This is a genomic window from Pseudomonas sp. ICMP 460 (assembly GCF_002723595.1).
In the GTDB taxonomy this organism is placed as follows: domain Bacteria; phylum Pseudomonadota; class Gammaproteobacteria; order Pseudomonadales; family Pseudomonadaceae; genus Aquipseudomonas; species Aquipseudomonas kitaguniensis.
Map to the genome: position 1 here is coordinate 139058 of NZ_LKBR01000079.1, position 18356 is coordinate 157413.

General features: G+C 60.4%; 11 protein-coding genes. 6 read left to right on the plus strand and 5 right to left on the minus strand.

Features of this window, described 5'->3' with window-relative positions; genetic code table 11:
• Positions 1-49: 49 nt before the first annotated feature.
• Together smc and AO240_RS26710 are read right to left on the minus strand one after the other, a co-directional pair.
• Positions 50-3538 carry a chromosome segregation protein SMC gene (smc, locus tag AO240_RS26705; RefSeq protein WP_099240629.1) on the minus strand — a complete coding sequence of 1163 codons (3489 nt, stop codon included), beginning with the start codon at positions 3536-3538 and terminating at the stop codon, positions 50-52.
• 2 nt (positions 3539-3540) lie between these two features.
• A complete protein-coding gene (locus tag AO240_RS26710) occupies positions 3541-4200 on the minus strand; it encodes a GntR family transcriptional regulator (protein WP_099240631.1) in 660 nt (219 codons plus the stop codon).
• Positions 4201-4491: 291 nt separating this feature from the next.
• Between AO240_RS26710 and xdhA the strand changes: the two genes are divergently transcribed.
• From xdhA to guaD, 4 genes are all read left to right on the plus strand, one after another.
• The gene (xdhA, locus tag AO240_RS26715; protein WP_099240634.1) at positions 4492-5940 is read left to right on the plus strand and encodes a xanthine dehydrogenase small subunit; all 1449 of its coding nucleotides are present in this window, start codon (positions 4492-4494) and stop codon (positions 5938-5940) included.
• Positions 5933-8332 (plus strand): xanthine dehydrogenase molybdopterin binding subunit, encoded by a 2400-nt coding sequence (xdhB, locus tag AO240_RS26720; RefSeq protein WP_099240637.1) that lies wholly within the window; start codon positions 5933-5935, stop codon positions 8330-8332. The genes xdhA and xdhB overlap by 8 nt, the downstream gene beginning before the upstream one ends.
• A 122-nt stretch (positions 8333-8454) precedes the next feature.
• Positions 8455-9306, plus strand: a complete 852-nt coding sequence (gene xdhC, locus AO240_RS26725) for a xanthine dehydrogenase accessory protein XdhC (protein WP_099240639.1) — start codon at positions 8455-8457, stop codon at positions 9304-9306.
• A 7-nt stretch (positions 9307-9313) separates the two neighbouring features.
• Entirely contained in the window at positions 9314-10618 is a 1305-nt protein-coding gene (gene guaD, locus AO240_RS26730; protein ID WP_099240641.1) for a guanine deaminase, read from the plus strand.
• Positions 10619-10758: 140 nt separating this feature from the next.
• On the opposite strand, the gene AO240_RS26735 is transcribed toward guaD, so the two are convergent.
• Positions 10759-11523, minus strand: coding sequence for a GntR family transcriptional regulator (locus AO240_RS26735; RefSeq protein ID WP_058412252.1), 765 nt, complete (start codon positions 11521-11523; stop codon positions 10759-10761).
• A gap of 226 nt (positions 11524-11749) precedes the next feature.
• Between AO240_RS26735 and AO240_RS26740 the strand changes: the two genes are divergently transcribed.
• Entirely contained in the window at positions 11750-12940 is a 1191-nt protein-coding gene (locus AO240_RS26740; RefSeq protein WP_099240644.1) for a benzoate/H(+) symporter BenE family transporter, read from the plus strand.
• Between the two features lie 36 nt (positions 12941-12976).
• Here AO240_RS26740 and AO240_RS26745 read toward each other — a convergent pair whose 3' ends face one another.
• Complete coding sequence (locus AO240_RS26745) at positions 12977-13321, minus strand: YggL family protein (RefSeq protein WP_010208515.1); 345 nt, start codon at positions 13319-13321, stop codon at positions 12977-12979.
• Positions 13322-13558: 237 nt separating this feature from the next.
• Between AO240_RS26745 and dacB the strand changes: the two genes are divergently transcribed.
• Positions 13559-15049, plus strand: coding sequence for a D-alanyl-D-alanine carboxypeptidase/D-alanyl-D-alanine-endopeptidase (gene dacB / locus AO240_RS26750; RefSeq protein WP_099240647.1), 1491 nt, complete (start codon positions 13559-13561; stop codon positions 15047-15049).
• A gap of 782 nt (positions 15050-15831) precedes the next feature.
• Here dacB and AO240_RS26760 read toward each other — a convergent pair.
• Positions 15832-18216, minus strand: a complete 2385-nt coding sequence (locus tag AO240_RS26760) for a diguanylate cyclase (RefSeq protein WP_099240649.1) — start codon at positions 18214-18216, stop codon at positions 15832-15834.
• Positions 18217-18356 lie beyond the last annotated feature (140 nt).

The following is an 18356-nucleotide window of genomic DNA, read 5'->3' on the forward strand; positions in this document are numbered from 1 at the left end:
TTGCCGCTTGCCGCTTGCCGCTTGTAGCTTGCCGCTTGCCGCTACGCCGCTAGGCGTCCACCATCGCCATCGCCTCTTCCACATCCACCGCCACCAAGCGCGAACAACCCGGCTCGTGCATCGTGACGCCCATCAACTGGTCCGCCATTTCCATGGCGATCTTGTTGTGCGTGATGTAGATGAACTGCACGGTCTGCGACATCTCTTTGACCAACCGCGCATAGCGCCCGACGTTTGCGTCATCCAGCGGCGCATCAACTTCGTCGAGCATGCAAAACGGCGCCGGGTTCAGCTTGAAGATGGCAAATACCAGCGCCAATGCGGTCAGGGCTTTTTCACCACCGGACAACAAATGGATGGTGCTGTTCTTCTTGCCCGGCGGCCGCGCCATGATCGTCACCCCTGTATCGAGTAGATCTTCGCCCGTCAGTTCCAAGTAAGCGCTGCCACCGCCGAAAACTTTCGGGAATAACGCCTGTAAACCGCCATTAATCTGATCAAAGGTATCTTTGAAACGATTACGCGTTTCCTTGTCGATCTTGCGAATCACGTTTTCCAGGGTGTCCAGCGCTTCGACCAAGTCGGCGTTCTGCGCGTCCAGATAGCGTTTACGCTCGGACTGCTGCTGGTATTCATCAATGGCCGCAAGGTTGATCGCGCCCAGCCGTTGGATACGTGCCGCAATGCGCTCTAGTTCTTCTTCGGCATCTTTTTCGTTGGCCTGGGCGGTCAGCGTATTGAGTACGCCATGCAGGTCGTAGCCGTCTTCCAGCAATTGGTCTTGCAGGGTTTTGCGGCGCACGGTCAAGGCTTGCCATTCCATGCGCTGTTGTTCGAGTTGGCCGCGAATCAGTTGCGATTGCTGCTCGGCCTGGGTGCGGCGCTTTTCGGCATCACGCAGTTCGCGGTCGGCATCTTCTAGGGCGATCTGCGCAGTCTTGAGTTCTTCGTCGACCGTCATGCGCTTATCGAGTAGCTCTTCAAGCTTGAGCCGCAGCTCTTCAAGCGGCGCTTCGCCCTCTTCCAGGTTGAGGCTCAGTTGCTCGCGCTTTTCGGTGAGGCGTTCAGACTGCATCTCCAGGCGCTCAAGCGCTTGGGCGGTGGACGTGTGTTGAGCGCGCAACGAGCCGAGGCGCACTGCCAATTGGTGCGCGTGGTCCTTGTGCTGGCGGGCTTCCTGGCGCACGCGGTCGAGGCGTTCGCGCAGGCTGTCGCGCTCCGCTAACAGCAGCTCACGCTGCTCGGTGTCGAGGGCCATGCTGTCGAGGGCGTCTTGCAACTGCAGGCGCGCTTCGCCGATTTGCTCGTGTTCGAGGGCGCGCTGCTCGGCCATTTCCACGACCTCTTCGTCGAGGCGCGTGCGGCGCAGGGTCAATTGCTCGACCTTGGCCTTGCTCGCCGACAATTGTGCTTTCAGCTCGCCTTGCTGGCGTGCTTCGTCCTGCAACAGGCGGCGCAGGTGTTCGCGGCCGGTCTCTTGCTGGCGCTGCGTGGCGCGCAGGGTTTGCAGTTCGGTTTCAAGGCTTTCGAGGGTGGCTTCACGCTCTTCGCGTTCGGCGCTCAGGCTGACGATTTCCTGGCCGCGCGCCAATACACCGCTTTGCGCATCGCTCGCGCGGCGCACGCGCAAAAAGTGCCGGCCAACCCAATAGCCGTCGCGGCTGATCAGGCTTTCGCCGGCGGCCAGTTGCCTGCGCTGGGCCAGGGCCTGCTCAAGTGTTTCAACCGGCCGAACCTGGCCCAGCCAAGGCGACAGGTCAATCGCCGCCTCGACCTTGTCGAGCAAACTGCCGGGCACGCGGCTGCCATCGGCGGCCGGGCTGAGCAAGCGCAAATCGCCTTGGGCAAACCCGGCCAGGTCAAAGTCGCCAAAGTCATCCACCAGTACGGCTTGCAGGTCGGCGCCGAGCACGGTCTCTACCGCCAGCTCCCAACCCGCTTCTACTGTCAAGCCTTCAGCCAGGCGTGGGCGCTCGGCCAAGTGCTGGTCGCGCAGCCATTCGGCAGTGCCGGTGCCGGGGTCGAGCGCGGCTTGCTGCAACGCTTCAAGCGAGGCCAAACGGCCGTTCAGCCGCTGCAAATCGCCCTGCGCTTGCTGCTGGGCCTGGGTCGCGTGGTGCAGTTGCTGACGCAATTGCTCCAGGCGCTCCACTTGCTGTTCTTCGCTGGCTTCCAACTCCTCCAGCGTCATCTCGCTTTCGGCCAGTTGCTCGCTCAACTGCATGATCGCCGCGTCTTCCGGGTCGGCGGCGAGCAATACGCGCTCATCCTGCAAACGGCGCTGGCGTTCGGCCAAGCGCTCCATGCTGGTTTCCAGCTGTTGGATGCGCGACTGCTGCACCTCGGCCTGACGCCGCGGTTCGGCGGAGTGCAGGTTGAAGGTGTCCCAGCGCTCCTGCCAACCGTGCAGGGTGGTTTCGGATTCTTCCAGTGCTGCGGCTGCTTCTTCGGCAGCAGCACTGGTGATTTCCTGCTCGGGGGTGAGCATGTCCAGCTCTTCGCCGAGGGTCAGCAATAAAGTACGGTCATGGCCCAAGTGCGATTCGGTTTCGAGGCGCGCGCGCTCGGCTTCCTTCAAATCATCCTGCAACTGGCGCAGCCGCTGCTGGCCGTGCTGGATGCTTTGCTCGACGCGGGCAATATCGCCGCCCACCGAATAGAAGCGCCCCTGCACCAGATTGAAGCGCTCGGACAGGTCATGGTGCCCGTCGCGCAGGCGCTCGATACTCGCGTCGGCATTGCGTTGTTCGGCCACCAACGCTTCAAAGCTGATTTCCTGGGTGCCGATAATTGCTTCGCGCTGGCCCACCTGATCGTTCAGTGCCTGCCAGCGCAACGCCGACAGTTGCGCCTTGAGCTGGCGCTCTTCGCCTTTGTATTCCTGATACTTCTCGGCGGCCTGGGCCTGGCGGTGCAGTCGCTCAAGTTGACGCTCCAGCTCTTCGCGCAGGTCGGTCAGGCGGGCGAGGTTTTCGTGGGTGCGGCGGATACGGTTTTCGGTTTCGCGGCGGCGCTCCTTGTACTTGGAGATGCCGGCCGCTTCTTCAATAAAATTACGCAGGTCTTCGGGCTTGGCTTCGATCAGCTTGGAGATCATGCCCTGCTCGATGATCGAGTAGCTGCGCGGGCCGAGGCCGGTGCCGAGGAAAATATCGGTAATGTCGCGGCGGCGGCACTTGGTGCCGTTGAGAAAGTAGCTGTTCTGGCTGTCGCGCGTGACTTTGCGGCGGATGGAAATTTCCGCGTACGCCGCGTATTCGCCGACCAGCGTGCCGTCGGAATTATCAAACACCAGTTCGATGCTGGCCTGGCTAACGGGCTTGCGGCTGGTGGAGCCGTTGAAGATGACGTCGGTCATCGACTCGCCACGCAGGTTTTTCGCCGAGCTCTCGCCCATCACCCAGCGTACGGCGTCGATGATGTTCGACTTGCCGCAGCCATTGGGCCCCACCACCGCCGCCATGTTACTGGGGAAGTTCACCGTGGTCGGGTCGACGAAGGATTTGAACCCCGCCAGTTTGATGCACTTGAGCCGCATGTTTAGGCGTCCGCCAACGCAGCGATGACCAACGAGCTGCTGCGGTGGCAGTAGGCCGACAGCACCAGGCGAATCTGCGCAAAGTCACGCGCCAGCACGGCCGCGAGCAATTGCTCAAACAATGCCAGGTACTCGCTCATCTCTGCCTTGCGCTGGTCCAGCGCCAGGTAATAGGCGCGGCTCATCGCCGGTTGCAGGTTATCGACGGTTTCCTGCAAATACGGGTTATTGGCGAACGGGTACGCAGCACGCATCACGTTGAAGCTTTCTTCGACGAAGGCGCGGATGTCCTCACGCTCGAAACTGCTCACCAGGCGTTGCTGGATGTGCAGGAACGGCGCCATGTCGGCCTGCACCTGCCAACCCTCGGCAACCGCATTGCCCAGCAGGATGTACAGCTCGCCCATCAGCGTGCACAGGCTCTGCACCTTGTGCGCGGTAAGTTCGGTAACGTGGGCGCCACGGCGCGGCAGGATCGCGACGAGGTGGCGGCGTTCAAGGATCAATAAGGCTTCACGCACGGAACCACGGCTGACATTCAGCGCCAGCGTGACCTTCTGCTCCTGGATCCGCTCTCCAGGCTTGAGATCGCCGCGAATAATACGTTCGGCGAGGTGGTGAGCGATTTGCTCGGCGAGACTGTCCGGCGCCTTGAACGTCATGTTTTCCCTTCGAAATCTTCTATCGGTACAAGCGCGGCAGTGTAGCGCATTGGCCCGCTGATGGCGCTACGCCCACCTTGGCGAATTTGGCATGAAATAAGCAAAGATCAATCACCAGAAGAAGCCTGAAAGCCTTCAAAAACACTGGCTGCGAAAGACTGGGCTTTAATTAAAGGTGTTGTGATCGGATTTTCTTGACCCTTAGGTCAGAAACTCATTGACCGAAAAGTCAGACATGACTAGATTCGGCGCAATGCGGTTTACAACAATAATGACTCTGTGAGGCCTTCCGTGATCCAGTTTTTACTTAACCAGGAACTCCGTAGCGAGCACAGCCTGGACCCGAACCTCACCGTGCTCAACTATTTGCGCGAGCACGTGGGCAAACCCGGAACCAAGGAAGGCTGCGCCAGCGGCGATTGCGGCGCGTGCACCGTGGTGGTCGGCGAGTTGCACAGCGACGCGCAAGGCACCGAGCAGATGCGTTATCGCAGCCTCAACTCCTGCCTGACGTTTGTATCGTCATTGCACGGCAAACAGCTGATCAGCGTCGAAGACCTCAAACATCAAGGCCAACTGCACAGCGTTCAGCAAGCCATGGTCGAGTGCCATGGCTCGCAATGCGGTTTTTGCACGCCAGGTTTTGTGATGTCGTTGTTTGCCCTGCAAAAGAACAGCGACGCCCCCGACAGCCAAAAAGCCCATGAAGCGCTGGCCGGCAACCTGTGCCGCTGCACCGGCTATCGGCCGATTCTGGCGGCTGCCGAACGGGCCTGCTGCAACAAGCCTCAAGACCAGTTCGACAGCCGTGAGGCGCAGACCATTGCTCGCCTTAAAGCCATCGCGCCAACCCACACCGGCGAACTCAACAGCGGTGACAAGCGCTGCCTGGTGCCGCTGACCGTCGCCGACCTGGCCGACCTTTACGACGCTTACCCGCAAGCACGGCTACTCGCTGGCGGGACGGATTTAGCACTCGAAGTGACGCAGTTTCACCGCAGCTTGCCGGTGATGATCTACGTCGGCAACATCGAGGAGATGAAGCGCATCGAGTCGTTTGACGACCGCCTGGAAATCGGCGCTGCCACCTCGCTGTCTGATTGCTACAGCGCGCTGCACCACGAATACGCGGATTTTGGCGAGCTGTTGCAGCGCTTCGCCTCACTGCAAATACGCAACCAGGGCACCTTGGGCGGCAATATCGGCAACGCATCACCGATTGGTGATTCGCCGCCGCTGCTGATCGCGCTGGGCGCGCAAATCGTGCTGTGCAAAGGCACCGCGCGCCGCACCTTGGCGCTGGAAGACTACTTTATCGACTACCGGGTCACCGCGCGCCAGGACAGCGAGTTCATCGAGAAGATCATCGTGCCCAAGGGCCATACCTTGTTTCGCGCCTACAAGGTTTCCAAGCGCCTGGACGATGATATTTCTGCGGTGTGCGCGGCCTTCAACCTGAAGCTTGAGAACGGCGTGATCCGCGAGGCGCGTGTTGCCTTCGGCGGCATGGCCGCCACGCCCAAACGCGCGAAAAGCTGCGAGGCGGTGCTGGTCGGCGCCACGTGGAATTCGGCCACCGTAGAAAAAGCCTGCGCCGCCCTGGCCGAGGATTTCACCCCGCTCTCGGACTTTCGCGCGAGCAAGGAATACCGCCTGCTCAGCGCGCAAAACCTGCTGCGCAAATACTTCATCGAACTGCAAACGCCGCACATCGAGACTCGGGTGACCGCTTATGTCTAACCATCATGCCGTGGTAAAAACCCAGGCCGAACTCGCCGAGCTTTTTGCCCAGGACCTGACCTCCGGCGTCGGCCGCAGCGTCAAGCATGACAGCGCCGCCAAGCACGTCAGCGGCGAAGCGCAGTACATTGACGACCGCCTGGAATTCCCCAATCAGTTGCACCTGTATGCGCGCATGTCCGACCGCGCCCACGCCAGAATCATCAGCATCGACACCGCGCCCTGCTACGCGTTTGACGGCGTGCGCATTGCTATCACGCACGCAGACGTGCCGGGCCTGAAAGACATCGGCCCGTTGCTGCCCGGCGACCCGTTGCTGGCCATCGACACGGTGCAATTCGTCGGCCAAGTGGTGCTGGCGGTTGCCGCCCGCGACCTTGAAACCGCACGCAAAGCCGCGATGGCCGCGGTGATCGAATACGCAGACCTGGAGCCGGTGCTGGACGTGGTCGAGGCGTTTCGCAACAAGCATTTCGTGCTCGACAGCCACACCCACCAACGCGGTGATTCGGCGGGCGCGCTGGCCACGGCGAAGAACCGCCTGCAGGGCACGTTGCACATCGGTGGCCAGGAACACTTTTACCTGGAGACGCAGATTTCGTCGGTGATGCCCACCGAAGACGGCGGCATGATCGTCTACTGCTCCACGCAAAACCCCACCGAAGTGCAGAAGCTGGTGGCCGAAGTGCTCGACGTGTCGATGAACAAAATCGTCGTCGACATGCGCCGCATGGGCGGCGGTTTCGGCGGCAAAGAAACCCAGGCGGCCAGCCCCGCGTGCCTGTGCGCGGTGGTCGCGCGCCTCACCGGCCAGCCGACCAAAATGCGCCTGCCGCGCGTCGAAGACATGCTGATGACCGGCAAGCGTCACCCCTTCTATATTGAATACGATGTGGGCTTTGACGACAGCGGCCGCCTGCACGGCATCAACCTGGAATTGGCAGGTAACTGCGGCTGCTCGCCGGACCTGTCGAACTCGATTGTCGACCGCGCAATGTTCCACGCCGACAACGCGTACTACTTGGGCGACGCCACCGTCAACGGCCATCGCTGCAAGACCAACACCGCCTCAAACACCGCTTACCGCGGCTTCGGCGGCCCGCAAGGCATGGTCGCCATTGAAGAAGTGATGGACGCCATCGCCCGCCACCTGGGCCTGGACCCGCTGGCCGTGCGCAAGGCCAATTACTACGGCAAGACCGAGCGCAACGTCACCCATTATTACCAGACCGTCGAGCACAACATGCTCGAAGAAATGACCGCCGAGCTTGAGGCCAGCAGCCAATACGCCGAGCGCCGTGAGGCGATTCGGCTGTACAACGCACACAGCCCGATCCTGAAAAAAGGCCTGGCGCTGACCCCGGTTAAATTCGGCATTTCGTTCACCGCCAGCTTCCTCAATCAGGCGGGCGCGCTGATTCATATCTACACCGACGGCAGCATCCACCTCAACCACGGCGGCACCGAAATGGGCCAGGGTTTGAACACCAAAGTTGCGCAGGTGGTGGCCGAAGTGTTCCAGGTTGACATCGACCGCGTGCAGATCACCGCGACCAACACCGACAAAGTGCCCAACACCTCGCCGACCGCTGCGTCCAGTGGCGCCGACCTGAACGGCAAGGCCGCGCAGAACGCCGCCGAAACCATCAAGCAGCGCCTGGTGGAATTCGCCGCGCGCAAGTACGACGTGAGTGAAGCGGATGTGCAATTTCGCAACGGCCATGTGCGCGTGCGTGAGCAGATCCTGACGTTTGAGGCGCTGATTCAGCAGGCGTATTTCGGTCAAGTGTCGCTGTCGAGTACCGGCTTCTACAAAACCCCGAAAATCTTCTACGACCGCAGCCAGGCGCGTGGTCGGCCGTTCTATTATTTTGCGTTCGGCGCCGCCTGTTGCGAGGTGATCGTCGACACCCTGACGGGCGAGTACAAGATGCTGCGCACCGACATCCTCCACGATGTGGGCGCCTCGCTGAACCCGGCCATCGACATCGGCCAGGTCGAGGGCGGCTTTATCCAGGGCATGGGCTGGCTGACCATGGAAGAGCTGGTGTGGAACAACAAAGGCAAGTTGATGACCAACGGGCCGGCCAGCTACAAGATCCCCGCCGTCGCGGACATGCCGCTGGATTTGCGCGTGAAGCTGGTGGAAAACCGCAAGAACCCGGAAGACACGGTGTTCCATTCCAAGGCCGTGGGCGAGCCGCCATTTATGCTCGGCATTGCCTCGTGGTGTGCGATCAAGGACGCCGTGGCGAGCTTGGGCGACTATCGACATCAGCCGAAGATTGACGCGCCAGCCACGCCCGAGCGGGTGTTGTGGGGGTGCGAGCAGATGCGCCAATTGACTGTGGCGAAGGTGGTTGGGGCTGATACCGAGATGGCTTCGCTTTAGATCGAGGCGCCGCCATCGGGGGCAAGCCCCCTCCCACACAGGAATGTACTCGCAGCTCTAAATGTGGGAGGGGGCTTGCTCCCGATGACGGCCGAACTGACAACAGAAATGTTGAGGTAAACATGAACAACTGGATCAGCGCCCTTGCCGACCTGCAAAACCAGGGTGAGCCCTGCGTACTGGTGACCATCATCGAAGAGCTCGGCTCTACGCCACGCAATGCCGGTTCGAAGATGGTCATCAGCGCCGCGCAGACCTTCGACACCATCGGTGGTGGGCACCTGGAATACAAGGCGATGCAGACCGCCCGCGACATGCTCTTGCGCGGCCAACAGAACACTCATCTGGAGCGCTTCAGCCTCGGCGCGAGTCTGGGCCAATGCTGCGGCGGCGTGACCGTGCTGCTGTTCGAACCGATGGGCCAGGTGCAGGCGCAGATCGCGGTGTTTGGCGCAGGCCATGTTGGCCGCGCGCTGGTGCCGCTGCTGGCCAGCCTGCCGTGCCGGATACGCTGGATCGATTCGCGTGATCAGGAGTTTCCGCAACATATCCCGCAAGGCGTGCGTAAAATCGTCAGCGAAGACCCGCTCGACGAAATTGCCGACTTGCCCGTGGGCAGTTACTGCATCGTCATGACCCACAATCACGCGCTGGACCTGGAACTGACCGCCGCGCTGCTCAAGCGCAATGACTTTACCTACTTCGGCCTGATCGGCTCAAAGACCAAACGGGTCAAGTTCGAACACCGCCTGCGTGATCGCGGTTTCGACACCGCGCACATGCAACGCATGCGTTGCCCCATGGGCCTCAGCGAGGTCAAGGGCAAATTGCCGGTGGAGATTGCCATCTCTATCGCCGGTGAAATCATCGCCACCTATAACGCGAATTTCGGCCAGCACACTGCGAGCGCCGAACCGATTGCCAAACTGCTGCCGGCTTCACGCCGCAGCCAAGCTTCTGTTGCCAAGAATTGAGATAACCATGCCTTTGACTCGCAAAGCCTACCGAGCCGCCATCCTGCACAGCATCGCCGACCCTGCCGAGGTGGGCGTCGACGCCTCTTATGAGTATTTTGAAGACGGCCTGCTGGTGATCGATAACGGCCAGATCAGCGCTTTGGGCCACGCCGGTGACTTACTGGCGAGCCTGCCCGACGACATCACCGTGACGCATTACCCGGATGCACTGATCACCCCCGGCCTGATCGACACGCACATCCACCTGCCGCAAACCGGCATGATCGGCGCCTATGGCGAGCAGTTGCTGGACTGGCTCAACACCTACACGTTCCCGTGTGAAAGCCAGTTCGCCGACCAGGCGCATGCCGAAGAAGTCGCGGATATTTTCATCAAGGAACTGCTGCGCAATGGCACCACCACCGCGCTGGTGTTTGGCAGTGTGCACCCGCAGTCGGTGGAGGCGTTTTTTGAAGCGGCGCAAAAACTCGACCTGCGCATGATCGCCGGCAAAGTGATGATGGACCGCAACGCGCCGGACTATTTGACCGACACCGCCGAAACCAGCTACCAGCAAAGCAAGGCGCTGATCGAGCGCTGGCACGGCAAAGGCCGCCTGCACTACGCGGTGACGCCGCGCTTTGCACCGACCAGCACACCTGCGCAGTTAGCGCTGGCCGGGCAACTGCTCGGCGAGTATCCGGGCTTGTATATGCAGACGCACATCAGTGAGAACACCCAGGAAGTCGAATGGGTGAAGGAGCTGTTCCCGGAGCGCAGCGGCTACCTGGATGTGTACGACCACTACCAATTGCTCGGTGAACGCTCGGTGTTCGCCCACGGCGTACACCTGTGTGATGACGAGTGCGCACGGCTGGCGCAAACCGGTTCGGCGGTGGCGTTCTGCCCGACCTCAAACCTGTTCCTCGGCAGTGGTTTGTTCAACCTGCCGATGGCCGAGAAACACAAGTTGAACGTGGGCCTGGGCACGGACGTCGGCGGCGGTACCAGCTTCTCGCTCCTGCAAACGCTGAACGAAGCGTACAAGGTCATGCAGTTGCAGGGCGCACGGTTGAGCCCATTCAAGTCGCTGTACCTGGCCACGCTGGGCGGTGCACGGGCGCTGCGCCTGGAAGACAAGATCGGCACCTTGCAGCCAGGCACCGACGCAGACTTTTTAGTGCTGGACTACAACGCGACGCCGCTGCTCAGCTATCGCTTGAAGCAAGCGAACAGCATTGCCGAGACCTTGTTTGTGTTGATGACGCTGGGGGATGACCGCACGATTCTGCAGACCTACGCGGCCGGCAATCTCGTGCATCAACGCTGATCTAAAGCACACCGAAAAACAAATGTGGGAGCGGGCTTGCTCGCGAATGCGGTAGATCAGTCAATGCATCTGGTGACTGACACTCCGTATTCGCGAGCAAGCCCGCTCCCACATTTCTTGGCCCTGGTGAGTCAGGGAAATTATAGTTTTACTGAGGAGCGCCCTGGCTTTTTGGTCTGCAACAGGTGCGAGAACACCGCGTGCAAATCATCCGACGCGCTTTCCTCATCGAGGTTGAGTTTGCTGTCGATGTGATCCATGTGGTGCATCATCAGGTTCACCGCCAGCACCGCGTCCCGCGCTTCGATCGCATCGATCAACTGGGTGTGTTCATCGTAGGAACAGTGCGAGCGGTTGCCGCTTTCGTACTGGGCAATGATCAACGAGGTCTGCGACACCAAGCTGCGCTGGAAGCTGATCAGCGGTGCGTTTTTTGCCGCTTCTGCCAACTTCAAATGGAATTCGCCGGAGAGGCGGATACCGGCACCGCGATCGCCACGCGAGAAGCTGTCGCGCTCGTCGTTGACCATCTGGCGCAACTCGGCCAACTGCTCGGCGGTAGCGTGCTGCACCGCCAACTCCGTGATTGCCCGCTCGACCAGACGCCGGGCCAGGAACACCTGACGCGCTTCTTCGACACTCGGGCTGGCCACTACCGCGCCGCGATTGGGCCGCAGCAACACCACGCCTTCATGGGCCAGGCGCGACAGCGCTCGGCGAATGATGGTGCGGCTGACGCCAAAGATTTCGCCCAGTGCCTCTTCACTCAATTTGGTTCCGGGTGCCAGGCGCTGTTCAAGGATTGCCTCGAAGATATGCGCGTAGACGATGTCGTCCTGGGTTCCGGTGCGACCGACCTTGCCGGCCCGCGGTTGTTTCTTGAGAGGTTGCAACTGTTCGTTCATGGGCACTCGGGTTTGGAGAACGGCGGCGAATTAACGGTAATACGGCAACGGCGAGCCGCTGGCAAGTATCACCTAAAAACACGGCATATTGTACACAACCGAATGCGCCAACACACTGTACGGCTGTTTGCGGCCCCGGCTGTATCGCAATGGCTCGCTGCGTTTAAGTTTAGGCTTGAATCTGCGCCTTCACCGGCAAACACCCAGGTAAAAGGAACACCGCCCCATGACCGACGCCACCCAAGCGCCGTTGCGCCCGCTGGCCGACACCTCTGCGTCGGCCGTTGTCGCAGGCTTTATTGCGATGCTGACCGGCTACACCAGTTCGCTGGTGCTGATGTTCCAGGCGGGTCAAGCCGCCGGGCTGACCACGGCGCAGATTTCCTCGTGGATCTGGGCCATTTCCATCGGCATGGCGGTGTGCAGCATCGGCCTGTCGCTGCGCTATCGCACGCCGATCACCATTGCGTGGTCGACGCCGGGCGCGGCGTTGCTGATCACAAGCCTGGGCGGCGTGAGTTACGGCGAAGCGATTGGCGCCTACATCACCTGCGCAGTGCTGGTGACGCTTTGCGGGCTGACCGGCAGCTTCGAAAAACTCGTCAAGCGCATTCCGGCATCGCTGGCGGCGGCCTTGCTGGCGGGCATTCTGTTCAAGATCGGCAGCGAGATTTTCGTCGCCGCCCAACATCGCACCGGGCTGGTGCTGGGGATGTTTTTTACTTACCTGATCATCAAGCGTCTGTCGCCGCGTTATGCGGTGCTGGCTGCGCTGGTGATCGGCAGCGTGCTGTCGGGCTTGATGGGGCTGCTGGATTTCAGCCACTTTCACCTGGAAGTGGCAACGCCGGTATGGACCACGCCGCACTTTTCGCTGGCGGCAACCATCAGCATCGGCATCCCGCTGTTCGTGGTGGCGATGACCTCGCAGAACATGCCCGGCGTCGCCGTGTTGCGCGCCGACGGCTACAGCGTGCCCGCCTCGCCATTGATCACAGTGACTGGCCTGGCCTCGTTGGTGCTCGCACCCTTCGGCTCCCACGGGATCAATTTAGCGGCGATCAGTGCAGCCATCTGCACCGGGCCGCATGCCCATGAAGACCGCAACAAGCGCTACACCGCTGCCGTGTGGTGCGGGGTGTTCTACGGCATTGCCGGGGTATTTGGCGCGACCCTGGCGGCATTGTTCGCAGCCTTGCCCAAGGAGCTGGTGCTGTCGATTGCGGCGCTGGCGTTGTTTGGCTCGATCATCAATGGCTTGAGCATCGCCATGAATGAGCCGAAGGAACGCGAAGCGGCGCTGATCACCTTTATGGTCACTGCGTCAGGCTTGACGTTGTTTTCTATCGGGTCGGCGTTTTGGGGGATTGTGGCGGGCGTGTTGACGCTGCTGATTTTGAACGGGCGCAAGGCATAAAAAAACGGCGACCCGAGGGTCGCCGTTTTTTCAGTATCACTTAGCCGCGTTGATCGGCTTTTCCGGATACCACACGTCCAGCAACGGGCTGACTTCAGCCTTGGTCAGCTCGGAACGGGTTTTCAGCCAAGCTTCAACAGCAGCACGCTGCTCTTCGGAGACCGAGCCACGCTTCTGCAGGCAAACCAGACCGTAGTCGTCGCCGCCGACATAGCCCAGACCGTTGGCTTCCATGGCTTCTTTGATGAATGCTTCGAGGAAAGCGTCGATAGCTTCTTCACTCAGGCCTTCTTTGAAGTCCAGGTTCAGTTCGAAACCCAGCTCTTGAAATTCATCAACGCACAGTTTTTTGCGCAGACGCTGGGAACGGTTAGTCGCCATTGGAACAATCCTCATAAGTAATAACGGGCGGCACTTTAGCAGTTTAAGGTGACGTTTGCCCGACTCTCTAAGACGGGCGGCCAATAGCCGCTAAAAAAAACGCTGATTTGCAGCTATCGTTCAGCTACAACTGGATCCACCTTGGGGCATAATGCCGACACTTTCGTGACCAATGAGGGATTTTCTTGCATACCCCTCGCCTTTTTTCGCCCTTTCCGCTGTAGGGTCTTATTCCTTATGATCAAATCGTTGCGTTGCCTTTCTTTACGTCCTCAGTCTTTTCGTTCAGCACTACTCGCCAGCTTTCTTCTGCCACTGGCTTTTTCCGTGACTGCCGCGCCGATCAATACCACCCTGCCGCCGAATGTTCAGCAGGCCCTGCAGAAAGCCAAAATACCCAATACCTCGCTGTCGCTGGTGATGTTGCCCCTCACCGGCCCTGGTACGCCGACCGTGTTCAACGCCGATGTTTCGGTGAACCCGGCCTCTACCATGAAACTGGTCACCACCTACGCGGCCCTGGAAATGCTCGGCCCCAACCACCAGTGGAAAACCGAGTTCTACACCGACGGCACCCTCAGCGGTGGCGTGTTGCACGGCAACCTGTACCTCAAGGGCGGCGGCGACCCCAAGCTGAACATGGAAAAACTCTGGCTGTTGATGCGCGACCTGCGCGCCAACGGCGTGCAACAAGTCACCGGCGACCTGGTGCTCGACCGCAGCTTCTTCAACCCGCCGCAATTGCCCGAATTCAATGACGACGGCAATGACGAGAACAAACCGTTCCTGGTCAAGCCGGATGCCCTGTTGGTCAACCTCAAAGCCCTGCGCTTCGTCACCCGCAATGATTCTGGCCGGGTAATCGTGTCGGTCGAGCCGCCGATTGCGAGCATTCGCATCGACAACCAGGTGAAAGTGTCCAACGCCAAGCAGTGCACCGGCGACGTGCGCTACAGCCCGGTAACCGCCGCCGATGGCAGCGTGACTGTGACCGTCAGCGGGCAGTTGGGCGATGGTTGCAGTTCGCAAACCTACTTGTCGCTGCTCGACCACGCCACCTACACCGCCGGCGCCGTGCGCGCGATCTGGAAAGAATTGGGCGGCACTATCCAGGGCCGTGACATTCAGGCACCCGTGCCCAAAGACGCCAAAGTGCTGGCCCGTGCGTTTTCGCCGGACCTGGCGGAAATCATCCGCGACATCAATAAATACAGTAACAACACCATGGCCCAGCAGTTGTTCCTGAGCCTGGGCGCGCAGTTTCGCAACGATGCCGACGGCGACGACGCCAAGGCGGCGCAACGTGTGGTGCGCCAGTGGTTGGCGAAAAAGGGTATTACTGCGCCGCACCTGGTGATGGAGAACGGCTCTGGCCTGTCCCGCGCCGAACGCGTCAGCGCGCGCGAGATGGCCGCGATGCTGCAGGCTGCCTGGAGAGGCCCGTATGCGGCGGAATACATCAGCTCACTGCCGATTGCAGGCACCGACGGCACGATGCGCAAGCGCCTGAAAACCACCGCCATGCGTGGGGAAGCTCACGTTAAAACGGGCACCCTGAACACCGTGCGCGCTATTTCCGGGTTTAGTCGCGACAACAATGGGAACAGCTGGGTGGTGGTTGCGATCCTCAACGATTCGAAGCCTTGGGGCGCCTCATCGGTACTCGATCAAGTGCTGCTGGACTTGTATCGCCAGCCAAAGCTGACGGCTGCTGCGCCAGTGCTCTAGAGTGAGTACGCATAGGTTATTTGGATAAAGCAGCAAGCTGCCTGTGTGGGAGCGGGCCTGCTCGCGATAGCGCTGTGTCAGGTAAATATTTTTCAACTGACACACCTCGATCGGGAGCAAGCCCCCTCCCACAGAAAGCAAAAAAAAAGCAGATCTGCTTTGTTCTCCAGAGCCGCCTTTGATCTGCTTCTGATCCGCTTCAACCACTCAGGTCGGCTTTCAGGCCGCCGTGCTCTTGCTTTTGATCTACTTTGTTCTCCAGAGCCGCCTTTGATCTGCTTCTGATCCGCTTCAACCACTCAGGTCGGCTTTCAGGCCGCCGTGCTCTTGCTTTTGATCTTGATCTGAGAAGCGCCCCGTTAAACCACGATGGCCGCACGCAGGCTTGAATCCGTGGGTAACCCGGCAGGACGCCGGGTTAGCCGCGCTGGGCCAAGGATGGCCCATCGCGGCGGCCCACGGATTCAAGCCTGCGTGCGGGCATGCCGAGCCCAAGCGAGGCACCGAGTGGTGGGGCGAGAGCGTTTTGGTTACTTTTGCGCTCTATCAAAAGTGACTCGCTGTAAGAGCGAAACCAAGCGAGGCACCGAGTGGTGGGGCGAGAGCGTTTTGGTTACTTTTGCGCTCTATCAAAAGTGACTCGCTGTAAGAGCGAAACCAATACAAGCCATCACCAAACAACGGATATGTAAGAAAATCCAAAGAACACCCCAAGCCCGCTTGCCGCGCGACAGCGCTACACCCAAGACGCAGTGGCGCCTCCCACATTTGAAACGTGACCATCACACCCGCAATTGCTCCGCCTCAACCCGGTCCCTGCCCGACTGTTTGGCTACATACACCGCCGAGTCCGCGCGCAGCAACAGTTCGTCGATGCCTTCATCCCCGCGCCAACTGGCCACCCCAAAACTGGCGGTCACCCGCGTAACGGACTCCATCGGTGCACTGCGCAGCGACTGCCACAACTCCATCGCCAGGTTGTGCGCCTGATCGCCATGGGTCTGGGGGCACAGCACCACGAATTCTTCGCCACCCAAGCGACAGAACACATCAGTGCGACGCAGACGCTGGCCAATGCGCTTGCACACTTCCTGCAAAACAGCGTCCCCCACCGCATGGCCGTACTGGTCGTTGATGCGCTTGAAGTGATCGATATCGAGCATGATCAACGACAACGCCCCCGATGAACGATTGAGCCTGACCATCTCGGCCCTGAGGCGATCCTGGAAGTAGCGCCGGTTGTGGATGCCCGTCAGCGAGTCGGTAATGGAGAGCGCACGCAGCTCCTCCTCCACCCGCTTGAGATCGGAAATATCCGACACGTAACCGTGCCACAACGTACCGCCTCCGGCTAATTCTTCCGGCGTGGCCTCGCCGCGAATCCAGCGCAGGCCGCGTTGCGGTAACAGCACGCGGTACTCTTCGCGCCAATGGCTCAACTGCAGCGCCGACAAACGAATCGACTCGCGCACCCGTTCCAGGTCCAGCGGGTGGATGCGTTGGAAAACCCTGTTCGCGTCCTGCTGCAACTCCCCTGGATCGATTTCATAAATATCGCTCATGCCATCGCTGGCGTAGATAAAACGCGCACTGCCCTTGGGCTCAAGGATGAACTGGAAGATGCCGCCGGGCACGTGGGAGCTGAGCTTTTTGAGCAAACGGTCGCGTGCTGCGAGCGCCTCGTAGGCGCGCTTTTGCTCGGTGATGTCGAGGTAAATCGCCAAGTGCCCGACCCACAGGCCAAAGTCATCGAGTAACACGGTAGCGAGCATGTTGACCGTCAAATGACTGCCATCCTGACGCACCAGCGTCCACTCTCGAGCCTCATGCTGGGCGTCCGGGCTCTCCACCAACATCGCCTGGCTCGGCGGGATGCGCTTGCCCATGGTGACTCTCAAACTGGCCGCGTGCGCGTCAAGTTCGGTGCCCAGGTGCAGGCTCTCCAGGGTCATCCGCCCCAGTACCTGTTCGGACTTGAACCCAAGCATCTGCTCGGCACCGGCATTGAACGTATTGATCACGCCGCGCAAGTCTGTGGCGATGATCGCGACCTGAGTGGCGGCGTTCAGCATGCTGCGCAACTGCCCATGCGCCCCGCGCAACTCCTTCTCGCGCTGGCGCAATTCCACGGTACGCTGCTCGACCATCTTTAACGCGCGCTGGCGCTGGCTGACCAACACGTACAGCAACACGCTGAGCAGCAGGCTGAGAAGCCCGCCCATGGCCAAAATCATGCTCACCGAGGAATGATTGGCCTGATCGAAAATGTGGCTGGTACGCAATGTCAGCGCGTACACATGGTCGCCGAGGGTCAGGCGGCGCACGGCTGTCAGGTCGCTGATGCCAACTGCATTGCTGGACGCGAACAACACGTGCGGCTGGCTGCCGGAGGTGTCGTCGATTTGCATCACCAGGTTGTCCCGGTTCGGCTTGGGCAAACCGTCGGCGACCAACTGGCGCATGCTGATCACCGCCATGACAAAACCGAAAGGCTCTGTATCGGTTGGCTTGCTCACCGGCGCCACCAGCAATACGCCGGCGGCATAGGCCGGCTCAACCCCCACCAACTGCATGGGCTGGGACACCGCAGGCTTGCCACTGCGTTGCGCACGCTCGAGGGTCGAACGCCGCAGCGGCTGCGCCAGCAAGTCAAAACCCAACGGCGAGCCCAGCAGGCTTTGGGTCTGGCTGTACAACACCGGCACGTATTCATCCCGCTCGGCCGCAGGCGCCAAATCGCCCGACGCATTCAATTCACGGATGACGAAAGGTGCGCCGCGTTGGCGCGAAATGTCTTGTTCAAACTGGCTGCGTTGATTGCGAAACACCCGCGGTGCCCAGGCGTAGGCGCGGGCGTGCAACAACAAGGGTTGGGCGAAACCGTCAAACTCTGCGCTGGACACCTCATCGGAGTTGGCGAAAAACCGCTGCAGGCTGGCCAGGCGTTGCTCCTGGTCTTCGAAGCGTTCTTGAAGGCGGGTGTAACGCTCGTTGACCAGCAACTGGAAGCGTTGACGAACCTGTTGCTGATAGAGGTCGGCGGCCGCCCAGGCGATGATCGAGGTCAGCGCGCAACCTGCCGATAACACCACCAATGCAACCAGCCAAGCCGACGCCTGTTCACTGATAAAGCCAAGGATTTTAGGGCGAACGGCTTGCATCGGCATAGGCAACACTCACAACGCCAGCGTGCGGGGGGTGCCACTTTGGCTAGGCCTTAGTTATAGCCATCGGCCCAACATTTGACCAGCGCAAAAAAGCCGCAAGCCCGGAATATTCCGGGGTTGCGGCTTTTTGGCTACGACGA

Bases quoted from the DNA above. Each gene is read 5' to 3' on its own strand.
- guaD (WP_099240641.1), top strand. From the start codon at position 9,314: ATGCCTTTGACTCGCAAAGCCTACCGAGCCGCCATCCTGCACAGCATC.
- AO240_RS26740 (WP_099240644.1), top strand. From the start codon at position 11,750: ATGACCGACGCCACCCAAGCGCCGTTGCGCCCGCTGGCCGACACCTCT.
- AO240_RS26735 (WP_058412252.1), bottom strand. From the start codon at position 11,523: ATGAACGAACAGTTGCAACCTCTCAAGAAACAACCGCGGGCCGGCAAG.
- dacB (WP_099240647.1), top strand. From the start codon at position 13,559: ATGATCAAATCGTTGCGTTGCCTTTCTTTACGTCCTCAGTCTTTTCGT.
- AO240_RS26745 (WP_010208515.1), bottom strand. From the start codon at position 13,321: ATGGCGACTAACCGTTCCCAGCGTCTGCGCAAAAAACTGTGCGTTGAT.
- smc (WP_099240629.1), bottom strand. From the start codon at position 3,538: ATGCGGCTCAAGTGCATCAAACTGGCGGGGTTCAAATCCTTCGTCGAC.
- xdhB (WP_099240637.1), top strand. From the start codon at position 5,933: ATGTCTAACCATCATGCCGTGGTAAAAACCCAGGCCGAACTCGCCGAG.
- AO240_RS26710 (WP_099240631.1), bottom strand. From the start codon at position 4,200: ATGACGTTCAAGGCGCCGGACAGTCTCGCCGAGCAAATCGCTCACCAC.
- xdhC (WP_099240639.1), top strand. From the start codon at position 8,455: ATGAACAACTGGATCAGCGCCCTTGCCGACCTGCAAAACCAGGGTGAG.
- AO240_RS26760 (WP_099240649.1), bottom strand. From the start codon at position 18,216: ATGCCGATGCAAGCCGTTCGCCCTAAAATCCTTGGCTTTATCAGTGAA.